The 16,115-nt window shown below is 75.1% G+C and carries 13 protein-coding genes; 6 read left to right on the forward strand and 7 right to left on the reverse strand.

The features are described 5' to 3' along the window. Position 1 precedes the first annotated feature (1 nt). From ACSRUE_RS29670 to ACSRUE_RS29680, 3 genes are read right to left on the reverse strand one after another with little or no spacing between them, the layout of a single operon-like run. The gene (locus ACSRUE_RS29670; protein WP_441286514.1) at positions 2-1,114 is read right to left on the reverse strand and encodes an ABC transporter permease; all 1,113 of its coding nucleotides are present in this window, start codon (positions 1,112-1,114) and stop codon (positions 2-4) included. Further along, positions 1,111-3,801 (reverse strand): ABC transporter substrate-binding protein, encoded by a 2,691-nt coding sequence (locus ACSRUE_RS29675; RefSeq protein ID WP_441286515.1) that lies wholly within the window; start codon positions 3,799-3,801, stop codon positions 1,111-1,113. The genes ACSRUE_RS29670 and ACSRUE_RS29675 overlap by 4 nt, the downstream gene beginning before the upstream one ends. Beyond that, positions 3,798-4,589 (reverse strand): alpha/beta fold hydrolase, encoded by a 792-nt coding sequence (locus ACSRUE_RS29680; protein ID WP_441286516.1) that lies wholly within the window; start codon positions 4,587-4,589, stop codon positions 3,798-3,800. Before ACSRUE_RS29680 ends, ACSRUE_RS29675 begins: the two co-directional genes overlap by 4 nt. 467 nt (positions 4,590-5,056) lie before the next feature. Here ACSRUE_RS29680 and ACSRUE_RS29685 point away from each other — a divergent pair, with 467 nt between their 5' ends. Next, positions 5,057-5,554, forward strand: coding sequence for a MerR family transcriptional regulator (locus ACSRUE_RS29685; protein WP_441286517.1), 498 nt, complete (start codon positions 5,057-5,059; stop codon positions 5,552-5,554). A 242-nt stretch (positions 5,555-5,796) separates the two neighbouring features. Next, positions 5,797-6,567 (forward strand): sigma factor-like helix-turn-helix DNA-binding protein, encoded by a 771-nt coding sequence (locus tag ACSRUE_RS29690; protein WP_441286518.1) that lies wholly within the window; start codon positions 5,797-5,799, stop codon positions 6,565-6,567. Here the strand turns inward: ACSRUE_RS29690 and ACSRUE_RS29695 are convergent, their stop codons facing one another. The 3 genes from ACSRUE_RS29695 to ACSRUE_RS29705 are packed head-to-tail and all read right to left on the reverse strand — an operon-like array spanning position 6,568 to position 10,634. Then, entirely contained in the window at positions 6,568-9,072 is a 2,505-nt protein-coding gene (locus ACSRUE_RS29695) for a hypothetical protein (protein WP_441286519.1), read from the reverse strand. Further along, on the reverse strand, positions 9,060-9,932 hold the full coding sequence (locus ACSRUE_RS29700; RefSeq protein ID WP_441286520.1) for a hypothetical protein: 873 nt from the start codon (positions 9,930-9,932) through the stop codon (positions 9,060-9,062). The genes ACSRUE_RS29695 and ACSRUE_RS29700 overlap by 13 nt, the downstream gene beginning before the upstream one ends. A 60-nt stretch (positions 9,933-9,992) precedes the next feature. Beyond that, the gene (locus ACSRUE_RS29705; protein WP_441286521.1) at positions 9,993-10,634 is read right to left on the reverse strand and encodes an RNA polymerase sigma factor; all 642 of its coding nucleotides are present in this window, start codon (positions 10,632-10,634) and stop codon (positions 9,993-9,995) included. A 316-nt stretch (positions 10,635-10,950) separates the two neighbouring features. Here ACSRUE_RS29705 and ACSRUE_RS29710 point away from each other — a divergent pair, with 316 nt between their 5' ends. Beyond that, positions 10,951-11,502: a hypothetical protein gene (locus ACSRUE_RS29710; RefSeq protein WP_441286522.1), complete on the forward strand. Its 552-nt coding sequence runs from the start codon at positions 10,951-10,953 to the stop codon at positions 11,500-11,502. Positions 11,503-11,711: 209 nt separating this feature from the next. Next, positions 11,712-12,059, forward strand: a complete 348-nt coding sequence (locus ACSRUE_RS29715) for a septal ring lytic transglycosylase RlpA family protein (RefSeq protein ID WP_437769836.1) — start codon at positions 11,712-11,714, stop codon at positions 12,057-12,059. A gap of 15 nt (positions 12,060-12,074) precedes the next feature. Here ACSRUE_RS29715 and ACSRUE_RS29720 read toward each other — a convergent pair whose 3' ends face one another. Next, on the reverse strand, positions 12,075-14,495 hold the full coding sequence (locus ACSRUE_RS29720; RefSeq protein ID WP_441286523.1) for a PQQ-binding-like beta-propeller repeat protein: 2,421 nt from the start codon (positions 14,493-14,495) through the stop codon (positions 12,075-12,077). Positions 14,496-14,717: 222 nt separating this feature from the next. Here ACSRUE_RS29720 and ACSRUE_RS29725 point away from each other — a divergent pair, with 222 nt between their 5' ends. Both ACSRUE_RS29725 and ACSRUE_RS29730 read left to right on the forward strand, forming a co-directional pair. Next, a complete protein-coding gene (locus tag ACSRUE_RS29725; protein WP_437767615.1) occupies positions 14,718-15,344 on the forward strand; it encodes a CDP-alcohol phosphatidyltransferase family protein in 627 nt (208 codons plus the stop codon). A gap of 95 nt (positions 15,345-15,439) precedes the next feature. Further along, on the forward strand, positions 15,440-16,030 hold the full coding sequence (locus ACSRUE_RS29730) for a Uma2 family endonuclease (protein WP_441286524.1): 591 nt from the start codon (positions 15,440-15,442) through the stop codon (positions 16,028-16,030). Positions 16,031-16,115 lie beyond the last annotated feature (85 nt).

Below are 16,115 nucleotides of genomic sequence, written 5' to 3' on the forward strand. Positions count from 1 at the left end.
CTCAGCGCGACCGCGACCTGAGCCGGGGATCGAGGGCCAGGGCCGCCACGTCGAGCGCCACGGTGACGAGCACGATGGCGGCCGCGGAGAAGAGCACCGTCCCGACGATGAGCGGGCCGTCCCGGTTCTGGAGCGCCTCGACCGCCATGCTCCCGACGCCGGGCCAGCGGAAGAGCTTCTCCGTGACGATCGCGCCGCCCGCCAGCGCCCCGAGGTCGAGCGCGGCGAGCGTGGCGAGCGGCAAGAGCGCGTTGCGCAGCGCATGAACGACGAGCGCGCGCAGGCGAGAGGCGCCCTTGGCCCGCGCGGTGCGGATGAAGTCCTGGCGGAGCAGCGTCCGGAGCTCCTCGCGGACGATGCGCGCGTAGAGGGCGCTGCCGAACACGCCGAGCGTCAGCGCCGGCAGGACGAGGGACCGCAGGTGATCGGCCGCCGTGGCGCCGTACCCGTCGTACGGCAAGAGCCGGAGCTCGTAGGCGAGCACGTACTGGAGCGCGGGGCCGATCACGAAGGTCGGCGCGCTCGCGCCGAGCAGCGTGGCGCCGAGCGCCGCGTCCTCCCAGGCCGTCCCCCGGCGGACCGCCGCGACGATCCCGAGCGAGAGGCCGAGCAGGAGCTGCACCAGCAGGGCGGCCAGCGCGAGCTCGACGGATCGCGGCACCTTCGCCTCGAGCAGATCCACGACCGGCTTGCGGTAATGGAAGCTGTAGCCGAGGTCGACGTGCAGGCCGAGCGGCCCCGCCGCGCAGCTGCGGTGCTCCGGATCGGCGCGCGCGCCCGCGTGGGCGCCAGGGGCGCTGTCGTCGCCGACCCCCGCGGGGCCGAGGTGGACGAGCCGCCGGACGAACCGCGCGAACTGCACGGGGACCGGGCGATCTAGCCCGTGGATGGCCCGCGCGCGCTCGAGGTCCGCCGCCGAGGCCTGCGGTCCGACGAGCATCCGCGCGGCGTCTCCCGGGAGCAGGTACGCTATCCCGAACGAGACGGCGGTGACCCCCGCAATGACGATCGCGGCCCAGCCGAGGCGCCGGAGCAGGCGCGCGAGCGCGGAGCCCACCGCGGAGGCGCGGCCCGGGCGGGGCGTGGAGGCACGGCGCGCGCGTGTGGTGCTCATCGGGGGAGGGCCGCGCGCGCCAGCAGCGCGCGGAGCGGCGTCGCGGTTCGTGGCGCGGCCGAGCGCGGCCCTCCGCCGGCCCCGGGCCGCGCGGACGGGTCGAGCCAGACCTCATGCAAGCGGGACGTGAGCGCGGCGGCGCCCTCGTGGCCGCGCACGTAGGGGTGCCAGAGCTCGAGCTGCCGCGCCGTGTACGTGGGCACCCACGGCGCGCGATCGCGGACGATGCGCTCGGCGCGGTCGTAGAGCGCGAGGCGCCTCGCGCGATCCTGCTCGGCGTGGGCGGCGTCGAGCGTGCGATCGAGCTCCTCGTCGCTGAAGAAGGCGTAGTTCTGCGAGCCCTCGTCGCGGATGGCGCGCGTGGAGAGCGTCGGCTCGAAGACGCTCGCCGGGTCGGGGAAATCGGCCTGCCACCCGACCCAGCCCATGGGGACGGCGCGGCGCCGCGAGGCCTCGGCGAGGTAGGTCGCCCAGCTGACGAGCCGCAGGCGGACGCGGAGGCCGATCCTGGCGAGCTGCTGCTGGACGATCTCGCCGATCGCCTGCTCCAGCGTGTCCGGGACCGCGATGTAGTCGATGACGCCCGGGTAGCCGCCCCTCCCCGTCGCCGGGTCGTACGGGTAGCCGGCCTCGGCCATCTGCGCGAGCGCGCGCGGGAGATCGTGCTGCCGCATCGGCGCCTCGCGCGGGGGGCCCGGGATCGACGGCGGCAGCACCCGGTCGAGCGCGAGCAGATCGGGGCGCACCTTCTCCAGCACGGTGGGGTCGAGGGCGAACGCGACAGCGCGCCGGACCGCGAGCTGGTCGAACGGCGCGAGCTCGGTGTTGAGGAAGACGGCGTTGGTCCTGTTCCGCGTCACCCAGCGCCTCTGCCCCTCCCACCCGGGCGCGGCGCGGTAGGCCGCCGCGTCGATCGCGGTCAGATCGCGCAGGACGTCGAGCTCGCCCTCCTCGAACTTGTAGCGCTGGGTCGTCGCGCGCACGCCGGTCTGCCACGCGATGGCGTCGAGGTACGGCAGGCCCGGGCGGAAGTACCCCTCGTGGCGGGCGAGCCCGATGCTGCCGTCCTGGTCCCACCGCGCGACGCGGAACGGGCCGGCGCCGCACGGCGGCGGAGGGCTCGCCGCGTCGACCGCGGCCCCGGACGAGGGGCACACCGGCGCCATGAACGCGAGCGTCATGAGGGGCAGGAACGTCGCGTCCGGCGCGCGCAGATCGATCGCGACGGCGTGATCGCCGAGCACCCGCACGCCGGCGAGGTGCGGCGCCGCGCCCGCGTGGTACTCGGCGAAGCCCTCGATCATGTCGTACTGGCTCGCGCCCGGGCTCGGCGTCCTCGGGTGGAGCGTCCGCTCGATCGAGCGCTTCACGTCGGCGGCGCGGAGCTCCGCGCCGTCGTGGAACCGCACGCCCTCGCGCAGCGTGAAGACGTACGTCCGCCCGCCGCGCTCCACCTCGATCGCGCGCGCGAGATCGGGCGTGATGCGGCCGCCCTGGTCCCACGTGACGAGGCGGGCGAAGACGAGCTCCGCGACGGTGCTCGAGAGCTCGTCGTACGCGATCGCCGGATCGAGCGCGCGCGCGTTGACCGTGGTCGCGAGGCGCAGCGTCCCGCCGCGCACGGGCGCGCCGGGCGCCGGCTCGCCGCCGAGGGGCGCGCGGACGCCGCCCGTCGAGCCGCCCGAGAGCAGGAGCAGCGCCGCGCCCGCGACGAGCAGATCGACCGGCAGGCGACGGCCGCGCGGGAGCGCCGCGCCGGCCGGATCGAGCGCGTCGCGGAGCCCCTCGCTCGCGCGGTGGAAGCCGAGCACGGCGAGCACGATGGCGAAGCCTGGCGCGGCCACGAGGAGCGGCCTCGCCCCGAGGTACGGCTCGGCCTCGTGCAGCATGCGGCCCCAGCTCGCGGTCGGCGGCTGCGCGCCGACGCCCAGGTAGCCGAGGGCGGCCTCCGCGAGGATCATCTGCCCGGCGCTGATGGTCGCGAGCGCGAGCAGCGTCCCGCCCACGTTCGGCAGGACGTGCCGCCGGACGATGTGCAGCGGCCCCGCGCCGAGCGCGCGCGCGGAGGCCACGAAATCGCGCTGCGTGAGCTCCGCCGTCTTGGCCCGGACGACCCGCGCCGCCCCGGTCCACCCCGTGAGGCCGAGCACGAGCAGGATCGTCCCCACGTCCGCGCGCCCCACGGCGACGCCGATCGCGGTCACGAACAGGAGGTACGGCAGGGCGAGGATCACGTCGACGAGCCGCATGAGCGCGCCGTCGAGCGCGTCCGCCCGCGTGCCGGCGGCCATGCCGGCCGTGACGCCGACGAGCGCGCCGAGCCCCGTGGCGAGGGCGGTCGACGCGAGCGCGATGCCGAGCGAGAGCCGCGCGCCGTGCGCGAGGCGCGCGAGCAGGTCGCGGAAGAGCGGGTCCGTCCCGAGCCAGTGGGCGGCCGACGGCCCGGGCGGCGCTCCGGAGGCGTCGCGGGCGAGGGTGAAGTCGCTCGCGTTCGGGTCGTGGGTGATGACGGCCGGCCCCACCGCGGCGAATAGCGAGAGCAGCGCGACGATCCCGAGGCCGAGCAGCGCCGAGCGGTCCCCGAGGAACCGCCGCGCCGCGTCCTCGCCGAGGACGGCGCGCCCCGCGCGCCGGGCCGCTCGCGCCGCGCCGCGCGAGAGCCGAGCCCAGCGCGCCGTCACCGTCACCGCTTCCCTTCGAGGAACTGCGTCACGAGCGCGACGAACTCCCCCGGCCGCTCCTCGTGGGGCGAGTGCCCGGCGTCCATGATCTCGAGCATCGCGCCGGAGATCTCGCGGGCGAGCCGCTGCGCGCTCGGCGCCGGGAAGATGCGATCGTCGCGCCCCCACACGACGAGGGTCGGCGCCGTGATCCGGGTGAGGCGCGCGACGACGGGGCGCGCGTCGAGCACCGCGCGCAGCACCGCGTGGGCGCTCTCGCGCGCCGAGGGGGCGTTGAAGAGATCGTAGTGCCGGTCGACGCGCGACAGCGGCACGGCCGCGTCCGCCCGGAACACGTCGTCGCGGAAGTACGACCGGAACGAGCCGCGGCCGTGGAGCTGCTTGAAGACGATGCCGCCCACGACAGGCAGGAGCGGGAGCTTCATCTTGAAGCTCATCGGGAACGGGTAACAGAGCGCGTCCTCCAGGACGAGCCGCTGCACGAGCTCCGGGTGGTTCGCGGCGAGCGTGATCGCGACGGCGGCGCCCATCGCGTGGCCGACGAGGTGCGCGCGGCCGACGCCGAAGGCGGCGATGAGGTCGGCCACGGCCTCGGCGAACGTCTCGATGCCGTAAGCGTACCGCGCCGGGCTCGGCTTCTCGCTCTCGCCGAAGCCCGGCAGGTCCGGGGCGATGACGTGGAACCGCTGGGCCAGCGTGTCGATCACGTCATCGAACTCCAGGTGGCTGACGAGGAAGTTGTGGATCAGCAGCAGCGCCGGGCCGTTGCCCGCGCCGGCGACCAGGACCCGCATCCTGACCCCGCGGGCGGTGACATCCCTGATGACGCGTTCGACGGGTCGGGGGGCGGCGGGAGAGGCCGAGCCCCGACCCTCGCTGGCGAGGGCTTTGGCCATGGTGGCGGCGAGACTATCAGCCCTTTTGTCTGAAATGACCGATGTGTGTCAGGGTACGGGGCATGCCGCTGCACGAGCCCCGCAGGGTGTCGGGCGCCCCCCTGCTCGCACCCATTGCACCGAGCGTCGCCTTTTTCCCACCCCGGCCCCCGACCCGCGTCGAGCCGACGCGTCGTCCCGACGGACGAAAAATGTCCGAGGGTTGTCAAGAACCCCGGCAAAGCACCGCGTCTCGCGACAGCCACACAATAATCGTAGTCGCGTCAATTGACTGTATTCCATTCAGTGGAATAGAGTCGCCCGCGTCGGTTGGGTAGGGCCTCCGGCAATCGATGGGAGGACCGGTGCAGAGGATCCCTGAGGAGGTGCTTGATCGCATCGAGCGGGAGCACGCCCAGGGGATCACATCGAGCGATATCCTCGAGCTGTTCGCGGCTCATGGCATCAAGTTCAGCGAGGCGACGCTCCGGAAGTATGTGCAGCTCGGCTTGCTCCCTCGCAGCGTGCGGGTGGGGCGCAAGGGCAAGCACCAGGGCTCGCAGGGGATGTATCCGGCCACGGTAGTCCGCCAGGTTCAGCGCATCAAAGAGATGATGGCCCAGGACTACACCATCGAAGAGATCCAGCGTGAATTCCTGTTCGTGAGAGGTGATATCGAGGAGCTCGAGCGCACGATGGCCAAGGTCTTCAATGCGCTCAGGGATGCTGCCAAGGAGAGGCGAAGCGAGACGAGCGGCAGGGCGATAGCCCAGGACCTCGCGAGCGCAGAGTCGCTCGCGCGGGAGCTCGTCGCCAAGCTGGGATTGATAGAAGAGCGCTTGATGGCGCAAGCGCGGCTCACGAAACAGGCGGCTTCGTCCTGAGGGGCCGAGTCGCGGGGCTTTCGTCGTCGTGAAGTACATGGGGCCGCGGGCGCGGCCCCGCCTGGGTTTGATGCGATCGACGGGACGGGCATCGGCTCGTTTCGTCGCGATTTTTTAGGGACGGCATCCGGCTTTACGTCGGGCTTAAGGAGCGGATCCCTCTGCGCTCGAGCTGGGACTCGGACGTACGGGGAGAGACGCGCGCGCTTGAGAGCGGAGACGCTACCAAACGGAGGCAGCGCATGGCGACGGTGTCTGACAGCGAGCTCGAGATCTTCGGCCTGGACGGTGCGGATGCGGCGGAGGGCGATCGCGGCCCAGCGGGCTCGACGGAGCCCATCGTGGAGGGCGCGCTCGCGCTCCAGGCCGATCCCGCGGAGTCGGGGAACGCCATCACGCGCGAGCAGCGCAGGTCGCGGCGAAAGCGCGAGATCCGGGCGCGGACGATCAGCGTCAAGCGCATGACCAAGCGCGAGCTCGAGATCGGCCGGATGCTCTACCCCGAGACCGACTACTACAAGCCGCGGGCCCGCGCCGAGTGCGTCGACGGCCCGAGGCCGTGCCCGTACGTCTCGTGCCAGCACCACCTCTATCTCGACGTCTCCGCCAGGACGGGCGCCATCAAGCTGAACTTCCCCGATCTCGAGGTCTGGGACATGAACGAGACGTGCGCGCTCGACGTCGCGGATCGCGGCGGCACGACGCTCGAGGACGTCGGGGCGATCATGAACCTGACCCGCGAGCGGATCCGCCAAGTCGAGGTCAAGGCGCTCGCGAAGCTAGAGGCGCTGAAGGACATGATGGCGCTGCGCGATTACGTCGACGAGGGTCCGGTCGGCAAGCGCCGGCTCCCCGTGCTGACCCAGCCGGATGACGACGAGGACGAGGACGAGGTCGACGAGGACGAGGCCACGGCCGCGGACGGCGACGCCGAGGAGGAGGGCCCCGAGGAGCCCCGCGCCGGGCGCCCGGCCGAGATCGAGGACGCCGGCGACTTCGACGGCGGGGAGTGATCAGTCGGGCCGGGCCTCGACGGTCACGATAGCGTCTGCGCCGAGCGCGCCCGCCAGGAAGGCGCGCCACGCGGCCAGCGTGATCTTCGCGGCGGCCGCGCGGGAGGCGCGGCCGTTGAACAGGTGGATGAGCCGGCGCCTGGGCTCCGCGAGCGCGTCGCGCTCCCGCCGGGCGAGGTGGGCCTCGGCGCGGCCGAGATCGGCGTCGGTCACCCGCTGCGCCAGGCCGGCGAGGAGCTCCTTCACGCGGGCCGAGGCCTCGCTCAGCTCGCCGGCCTCTGCCCTGATCTCGACGGCGAGCGCCGCGGCGCGCGCCCCGCCGAGGACGCGCGCGCTCGCGCGGGCCGCGAGCGGCCGCTTCGCCGGCGCCGCGCCGGCTGGAGCCGGGGACGCCGTGCTCGCCGCGGGAGAGAGCGCGGCCGCGAGCAGCCCGCCTTCGCCGTTGAGGGCGGAGACCGTGAGCTCGGCGAGCTCGCGCGCCGTGGGAGAGGCCTCGCGCGCCGCAGGGAGCCGCGCGCCGACGACGGCCTGCGACAGGGCCGCCCCGGCCGGCAGGCGGGCGTCGTGGTGACCGAGCCGGGGCACCACCGCGCCGTCCGGCGAGCCGCACCCGCGCGGGGTGAGCCGCGGCGCGAGCCAGCGCTCGGCGGCCTCCGCCGCGGCGGCCGCCTGGGAAGCGTCGGCGTTCGCGAGGACGGCGAGCCGGAGCGGGCCGGTCGCGAGGGCCTGCCAGCGGAGCTGCACGGTCTCGAGCGCGCCGCTCGCCACCCGGTCCCAGACGCCGAACGGCTCGATCCAGGACGGGTGGTCGGGCGCGATCGCGGAGGCGAAGGCCTCGAGCGCCGCGGCCCGCCCTCCGGAGAGGTGCTCCAGGTGCTGGAGCGCCGCGGCGCGCGCCAGCGTGAGCGCCTCGGGGCGCAGCGTGGTCGCCGCGACCGCGCGCGCGGCGGCGTTCGCCACGCGGCGCCCGAGCTCGGCCGGGGTCTCGCGCTCGTCGCGGAACGGCGCGTGCGCGATCACGCCGACGGCATCCGCCGTGACCCACGGCTCGATCGTGACGTCGAGCTCGCGCCGCCGGGTCTGCACGGCGGCGAGCGCGGCGAGCGCCGTCGCGCCGGCGTCGTACAGCCCTTCCTCGGCGACGCCGCACGGGCTCCCGAGCAGGACCCAGACCTCGCCTTGCCCGCGCTCGACCAGCGCCCGCCGCTCCAGGGAGGGCTGGGCTCCCGGCGCGAGCGCGCGCGAGAGCTCGGCCTCGAAGCGCTGAGCGCCGGCCTGGCCCGGCGCCGCGGGTTTCGGCGGGTCGGCGCTCGGAGGGAGGCCGAGCGCCGTCGCCCACCGCTCCGGCTGCGCGCCCGGGGCGCTCCCGGAGAGCGCCCACCACGAGGCGCGCGCGCCGGCGTCGCGAGGGTCCTGCGCGGTGAGGACCTGACGCGTGGCGACGTCGGGGGTCGTCGGCGCCGCGAGGCCGCGGCGGATCTCCTGCCGCGCCACCGCGGCCGCGAGCGCCGCCGAGGCCTCGACGGGCGGGGCCGTGGGCAGATCGGCGGCCTCGATGGTCACGCTCACGCAGCCGCCGCGCGGGCGGGCGACCCCGAGCACCTCGACGGCGCGAAAGGGGGAGGGGAGCGCCGAGAGGCGCGCGCGGAGCGGGGACCCCGGCGCGCCGAGCCGCTCCGCCGCGGCGACGGCCGCCTGGGGGCTCGCGACGCGCGCGGCGACGGTCACGCGGGCGGCCCGCCGCCCCAGCTGGTTCGTCGTGTACACGCCGACCGTGTCCGCCGCCGGCCAGGGATCCGCGGGCGGGGCGCCCGCCGGCCAGGCGTCGACGCCCTCCGCCGCGCGCGCCGCCTCTTCGCAGAACGCGGCCGGGCCGACGGCGGCGATCGAGGTGCGCCCGGCGTGCAGCGCCGCGGCGCGCCACCCCTCGAGCTCCCGCGCGCCCGCGGGCGTCGCCAGATCGACCACGGGCTCGGCGCCCGCGAGGCCCAGCTGGCCGGTGCAGGCCGCGATCGGCGAGAGCTCCGGCGCGTCGAGCGGGCTCGACCGGAGCGCCTGCGTCCGCTCCGCGGCCCGGGCGACCTCCGGGCTGCCCGCCGCGATGGGCTGCGCGAACGCCGCCGACAGCGCCCGCAGGAACGGCGCGACGCGCGCCGCGTCCCTGACGAGCAGGCGCACGCGGAAGGCGCTGCGGTCGATGCGCGCGTCCACGTCGAAGCCGGCCGCGAGCAGGCGCGCCTCGACCACGCTGGCGAGCGCCGTCGTCGCGACCGAGCCGAGATCGGTCGCGACCGAGACGACGAGCGCGGGCGCGGGATCGCCGTCGCGCGAGACGAGCGCGAGCCGCGGCCGGGCGTCGAGGTGGCGCACCTCGATGCGCCCGACGCTGCCCTCGGGCGTCGAGGCGAGGGCGTGCCCCCGCGCCGGCGAGCCGCCGGGCGCCGCGCCGCCGCAGGCCGCGAGCAGGACGAGCGGCGAGAGGAGCGCGGGCCTCAGGGAGCGCATGCGTCGTCGGAGGGCAGCGGCGCGCCTTCCAGCTGGAAATCGGCGGGGCAACGCGGGGCGATCTTGAAGCCGTAGAAGTAGGTGAGCACGCCGGTGACGGACCGGAAGGCGGCGCCGTCCGCGAGCGGCGGCCCCTCGCGCTCGAGATCGTAGAGCTCGTTCGAGAGGCGCGGGACGTCGGCGGGGCGCACGCCGGCCCCGACGTCGATCGACGCGGCGTAGCGGCCGTCGCGGCTCGAGGGGTCGCCGGCGATCCTGACGCCCTCGACCCGCACAAGCATGCCGATGTACGGGCGCGCCGACGCGTAGCCCCTCAGGTCGTCGAGCGGCACGCGGATCGGGACGGCGGGGCGGTCCTCGAAGCGGAAGCTCATGGTCCCGCCGATCTCGGGCAAGCTGCGGCAGCCGCCGAAGCGGCCGGCGGAGGGGCCGAGGAACTCGGTGAGCTCGCCGAGCACGTCGACGACGTCGCCGGGGATGAGCCGCAGATCCGGGGGGTCGAACGCGGGCTGGAAGACCGTCATCCCCGAGTAGGGGACCGGCTCGTCGGCGCTGTCTTGCACGTAGTGGTTGCCGCGCGCGCCCTCGCCGGTCTCGTCGAAGCTGTCGATGGCGACGAGGGTGGCACCGGTGACGTGGGCGCGGCGAGCGGGCGGCGCGGCGCAGCGCCGGCTCTCTTCGTCCTCCGGGTCGAGCCACCCGGCGTCACCGACGATCTCGGCGACGCGCGCGCCGCCGCCGCGCTCGTCGGCGAGGGGGATCACGGGGGCATCTCCGTCGCCGCCGCCGCACGCGCCGAGCAGCGGGGCGGCGGCCGCGATGAGCGGAAGCGCGGAGGAGGTGCGGGGCAGGCGAGCCATCCTCCCCGGCTCATACCACAGGGCCGACGGCCGCCGAGCCCCCTTCGGGGGAGGGAAACGTCACGCCGCGAGGCTGACGCTGGACAGCATCGCCTCCAGGCGGCTCTGGATCTTGTGGCGCTTCGAGTACACCGTCTTCACGCTGATCCTCATCCGCGCCGCGATCTGCTCCGGGGGCAGGCCCTCGGCGAAGTAGAGCGCGACGAACTCGCGGTCCTTGATGGAGAAGGCGTGGAGCACCCGCCCCACGAGCGCGGCGCGCTCGCGGCGCTCGGCCTGCTCCTGCGGCGAGGGGCGCTCGCAGGGGAGCTCGACCGCCGCGTCGTCGAGCGGGGCGCAGCGCGGCGCGCGCCTCCTCGAGCGCAGGTGGTCGTACGCGCAGTGGACGGCGAGCGTGCCGATCCAGGAGCTCAGCCGCGCGCCGCGGCCCGCGTCGAAGGTCCTCAGCTTGCGCATGTCGTTCGAGAGCAGCTGCACGAGCAGCGTGGCGTGGATGTCGCGAATGTCGTCCTGCGCGACCACAGCGGAGAAGCGGGCGATCACGCCGCTGATGCAGCGGTGGACGAGCCGATCGTAGCGGGCGTGGAAGGCGCGCCAGGCGCGCTCGTCCCCCGCGATCATCGCCTCCACCAGCGCACCTTCGGCGAGATCGCCGAGGTCTTCCGGGCGTCCGCTGTCGCAGAGAAGCAAGTCCTTGGGCATGCCTGGCTCCTGTGCACCCGACGTGCCAGCGAGGACCGACGCGCGGAGGCGTGGCGCCGCTGCGCGGCGTCCTCGCCCGGCGGCGGCCGTCGTCGCGCGATCCGCCGCGCAGCGCCGGCGCGACGCGCGATCTCCGGAGCCGCGGAGCTCGGGCGACGAGCGCGCGTCGCAGGGGTCATCGCGGCGGCGGCGGGTCGTCGCGGACCTGCGCGCGCCCGACGCGCTGTTAACGCGGGTTCACGCGGCCGGCGCCGTTCTGTGAGACCCGGCGCGCATGGGCTCGGCGCGCGGGCCTGTTTCGGGTTATGGACGGATCGTGCTCTCCGGTCGTGCCCTGGCCCTCGCGGTCCTCGCGTGGTCGCTCCTCAAGGTCGCGGTGCGCCGTCTCTTCGGCGACGGCCCGAGCGGGCTCGCGCTCTTCCGCGAGAACTACGACGCCGATGGCCTGCCGCCGCTCTCGCCCGCCGAGCGCGCGGCCCTGCCCCGCTTCTCCCGCTGCATCGCGTGCGGGCGCTGCGATCTCGGGGAGGCCGAGCGCATCGGGGCCTCCAGGGGGGCCTACCGCGGCCTCATGACCGTGGTGCTCGCGTCGTCGCGGAGCATGCCGGACTTCGACGCCGCCGCGCTCGCGCTCGCGCACGTGCCGGAGGAGGTGCTCGCCGAGAAGGAGAGGGTCTGCCCGACCGGCGTGCCGTTCCGCGAGCTGGCCGGGTTCGTGCGGGCCAAGGCCAGGCCCCAGGCGGCGCCGTCCGCGGACGGGGCGGGGAGCGGCGAGCCCTCGGCGCTGGCCCTGGTCGCCGCGGTGACCTCGCCCGCGGCCGACCTCGACCCCTCGTCGGCCGATCGCGCCGCGCCCGAGGCGACGTGATGACGCTCCGTGGACGCCGCGGCGTGGCGAGGACGCTCGCCTTCCTCCTCCTCTCTTTCACCCCCGCCTGCTCCGCTCACCAGCCTGCAGCGCCCCGCACGGGAGCCGACGCGCCGATCGCGCGCGGCGTCGCGCCGAGCACCCCGCCGGCGCCCCCGCGGCACCAGGCCGAGGACGACGATCCGGACATCGACGGCGTCTCCACGCCGATCGCGCCCGAGAGCGCGCGGAGCGCGGCGAAGGGGACGGCGATCCAGCACGGGCGCGCCACCTACTACGCCGACAAGTTCAACGGCCGCCGCACCGCGAGCGGCGAGCGCTACAACCCGCGCGCGCTCACGGCCGCGCACCGGACGCTGCCCTTCGGCGCCGTGGTCGACGTGGTCCGCCGGGACGGCCGCCGCGTGCGCGTGCGGATCAACGACCGCGGCCCGTTCAAGCGCGGGAGGATCATCGATCTGTCGCGCAAGGCCGCCGAGCGGATCGGGCTCATCCGGGACGGCGTCACCCAGGTGACGCTCGAGCTCATCTGGAAGCCGGCGCGGCGGCCGCGCTGACGCGCGCCGCCGCGGCTACTGGACGAGACTGAGCCGCGGGGCCGCGGCGAAGGCCGCGAGGTGGCCGCTCTCCTCGGCCACGTAGACGTCGCACCGCTCGTCCACCCGCAGGAGATCCGGGATGAGGTCCGTCGGCACCTTGCCGAGCAGCGCGCCGTCGCGCGGCCGGACGACGTGCACCTCGCTCTGCGGCACGAACAGCGCGCCCGAGCGGAGCACCGGCTCGAGGCGCCGCGGCCTGTCGCCCTCGACGCCGCCCGCGATGACGTGCCGGTACCGGACCGCGCCGTCGTGCGCGCCGACCCCGACGATCTCGCCTGCCTCGCTGTTCACGACGACCACATCGTCCACCATGAGGCACGAGGCCGTCGCCGCGCACGCGGTCAGGTCGAAGCGCGTCGCCCCGGTGCGGCGATCGAGCCCCACGAGCCCCGTGCCGCGCCGCCCGTGGGTCACCACGCACACCGTCTCGGGCCCGAGCAGCGGCGCGCCGACCGGCGCCACGTGCTTCGGCAGATCGACCGTCCACCGCGCCTCGCCGGACCACGGGTCGAGGTGGTGCAGCCGCGCCCCGCCGCGGCCGACGAAGGCGCCGTCGCCCGCCAGCGCGAAGAGCGCGTCGTGATCGACCGCCACCGGCGACGCGAACGGGAGCCGGTCGCAGAAGCGCCACACGACCTCGCCGCTCAGCACGTCGAGCGCCGCGAGGGCCGGCTCGCCGCTGCCCACGAGGACGAGCTTGCCCGCGCGGCGGAGCCGGAAGTTCTCGCCGCGCCGCGCGGCGTAGCGCCAGCGCACCTCGCCGGAGTAGAGGTCCACGGCCGCGAGGTGGCGCGTCCCCTCGCTCACGATGAGCATCCGCGGCAGCCCGGGGGCGCTCACCACCGCGCCCGAGGCGTTCGCGCCCACGCGCGGCGAGAGCCGCGTCGACCAGGCGACCTCGCCGCTCGACAGATCGTGCAGCTGCAGCGTGCCGTCGGGCAGGAGCCGCCCGAGGCCGACCGGCGTCATCACCGAGACCGCGCGCGGCGCAGGCTTGCGCCACAGGCACTCGCCGGTGCGCCGATCGATGCACGTCAGCTCGCGCGTCGAGCCCACCACCAGCACGTCGCCGCAGAGGAAGGTGGCGCGGAGATCGAGCGACGGGATCGCCGCGATCCACCGGGCCGTGAAGCGCAGGCGCGTCCGCCCGAACGTGTCCTCGGCGGCGGCCTGCGGGCGCGCCGCCGCCGCCGCGAAGGCGCGGTACGTCTCCGGGGCCACGTTGATCTTCGCGTCGTTGCGCGTGAGCTCGCGGAGCCGCTCGGCGAGCTCGCGGACGCGCGCCCGGAACTCGAACAGGCGCAGGTTCGACGCCTGCCCGCGATCGCGGCGCACCAGGCTGCGCGCCAGCGCCCGCCCGAACGCGACCACGCCCTGGGCGAGCGCCGCCACGTCGACGGCCGGGAAGGTCCAGGTCTGCGCCCGCTCCTCGGCGGCCGCGAACGAGGGTACGCGGCCGGCGCCGGGCGCGCGGGGATCCGCGGAGGGGACGCGGCCCACGCGGGGCACGCCGAGCGTGAGCGACAGCGCCCCCTCGCTGTGCAGCCGGACGCCGAGGATCGCGCCGCCGACGGTCAGCCGCCGGTGGTAGGGCTGGCGCCGCGCCCACGCGTCGAGCGACTCGAGCGACAGCGACGCGAGCTGCTCGGCGAACGGGAAGACGAAGACGTCGGGCAGCTCCCGCGCCTCCTCGCCCACGAGCACGCGGATCTTGCCCCGGAAGAGGAGCGAGAACAGGTCGGCCCGGAGCACGGCCGGCTGCGTGAGTGCCGCGCCCTGCGACGTGCGCAGGAGCGCCTCGGCCGCGATGGCGATCGGGATCTCGCCGGTCGGCTCGACGCCCACGATCGCGGGCTCTCCCCCCGCCTCGTCGGGCGAGAACGGCAGGGAGGCCGCGAGGCACCGCCGCGCGGCCGGGAGCCGCAGCTCGCCGAGCCCGCCGAGCTCCGCGTCGTTGTCGGCGACGGCGTCGCGGCGCGCGCCCCTGTGCGAGGCGAACCGGTCGATGGCCGCGAGGAGGCGCGCGCAGAGCGCTTCGCCGTCGAAGCGCCGCTCGTGCAGGGCGACCTCGGGCACGTCCCCGCCCTGGAAGACGGTGACGAGGAGGTCGCGGCCCACGCGCTCCAGCCCGAGCTCCCAGGGGTCGGGCTCGAGGCACAGGCGCACGACCGCGCGCGCGCGGCGTCCGGAGGCGAGCTCCGCCGCGGCCTCGGCGAGCTCGCAGAGCAGCGGCAGCGCTTCAGCCTCGGCGCGTAGCGGCAGCGCCGCTCCATCGAGCGGAGGAGGCGCGTTGCGCGCCCCCTCCAGGACGAAGTCGAGCACATCGTGCAGCGACGTGCGCTCGGGCTCCGGTGAGCAACGGGTGTTGTCGGCGACAAGTGACAGTCCGGGCATCCGCCGACGGATGCTAGGCAGTGCGCGGCCCGGTCCTAAGTTTTGTGCGCGGATCGCCGCGGAGTGGACAAGCACGTGCCACCTGGCTAGACGGTGCCGGCGCCGGGCGCGCCGCGGCCCGAGGCGCCCTGCGACGCGAAAACGCCCCGAGGACGGTGACGTGCGCCCCGCAGAATGGTTGGCAATCGAACCGGACGTGCGACACTGCGCACTCCGAGCGCCATGCCTGCCGAGAGACCGCCCCATTTCTCGATGCTCCGGTCGTTCGCGCTCGCCGACTTCGTCACGCTGGCGAACGCGGCGAGCGGCACGCTGAGCATCCTGCTTTGCCTGAACTACGTGGCCGAGCGCGAGCGCATCCATATCTGGGTGGCCTTCGGGCTCCTGCCGTTCGCGCTGGCGTGCGACGTCCTCGACGGCACGATCGCGCGCTGGCGTCGCAAGCACTCGCCGCTCGGGGCCGATCTCGACTCCCTCGCCGACGTGGTCTCGTTCGGCGTCGCGCCCGCGGTGCTCGGCTACGCGCTCGGCCTGCGCGGGCCGTGGGACGCCGCCGCCCTCGTCTACTTCGTCGCGTGCGGGATCAGCCGCCTCGCGCGGTACAACGTGACGGCGGCCGAGCTGTCGGACGAGCGAGGAAAGGTGCGCTACTACGAGGGGACGCCGATCCCCACGAGCCTGCTCATCGTGCTGCTCTTCGGGGTGCTCTTCGCCACGGGGCGCGTGCACGAGCAGCTGTGGCTCGGGTCCATCGCGCTCGGCCCCTGGGCGTTCCACCCGCTCAGCCTGGTCTATGTCGTGAGCGGCAGCGCCATGGTCAGCGGCACGTTGAGGATACCGAAGCCGTAACGGGTGAGGGGCGGGCGCGCGGCGCCGCGCGAGCGTTCAGGTTCGGCGCGCCACACACCCTTGCCACTCCCTGGGCGTCCAGGCAGGCTCCGGTCATGGGTCAGCCCGCCGAGAAGCAACCCCGCGCCACGTACGCGGACCTCGAAGCCGTCCCGTCGAACAAGGTGGCGGAGCTCGTCCGCGGCACCCTGCACGTGTTCCCCCGGCCGGCGCCGCGACATGCGCGAGCCGCGTCCAGGCTTGGGGGGAAGCTGTCCGGCCCCTTCGACCTGGGCGAAGGCGGGCCGGGCGGCTGGACCATCCTGGTCGAGCCTGAGCTGCACTTCCCCGACCCGCACGCGGCCGGTGAGTTCGACGCGCTCGTGCCCGACCTCGCCGGCTGGCGGATCGAGCGTATGCCCGAGCTGCCCGAGACGGCCTTCTTCCCGGTCGCTCCCGACTGGATCTGCGAGATCCTGAGCCCGTCGACCGAGGACGTCGATCGCACGGAGAAGATGCCCCTCTATGCGCGCGAAGGCGTGCTCCACGCGTGGCTCGTCGATCCGATCCGGCGCACCCTCGAGGTCTTCTCGCTCGTCGCGGGCAGGGGCTGGGAGCCCGGCCCCGTCCACCGCGACGCGGCGCGGGTCCGGGTCGTGCCCTTCGAGGCCATCGAGATCGATCTCTCGGTGCTCTGGTCGAAGTAGCGGAGGCGAGCCCCGGGTCCGGCGGCCCGCGCACGGTCGCTCTCGATCACGGGCACCCGGCGGCGATAGACTGTCCGGATGCGGC

This window comes from Sorangium sp. KYC3313, assembly GCF_052075895.1.
GTDB lineage: Bacteria > Myxococcota_A > Polyangia > Polyangiales > Polyangiaceae > Sorangium > Sorangium cellulosum_B.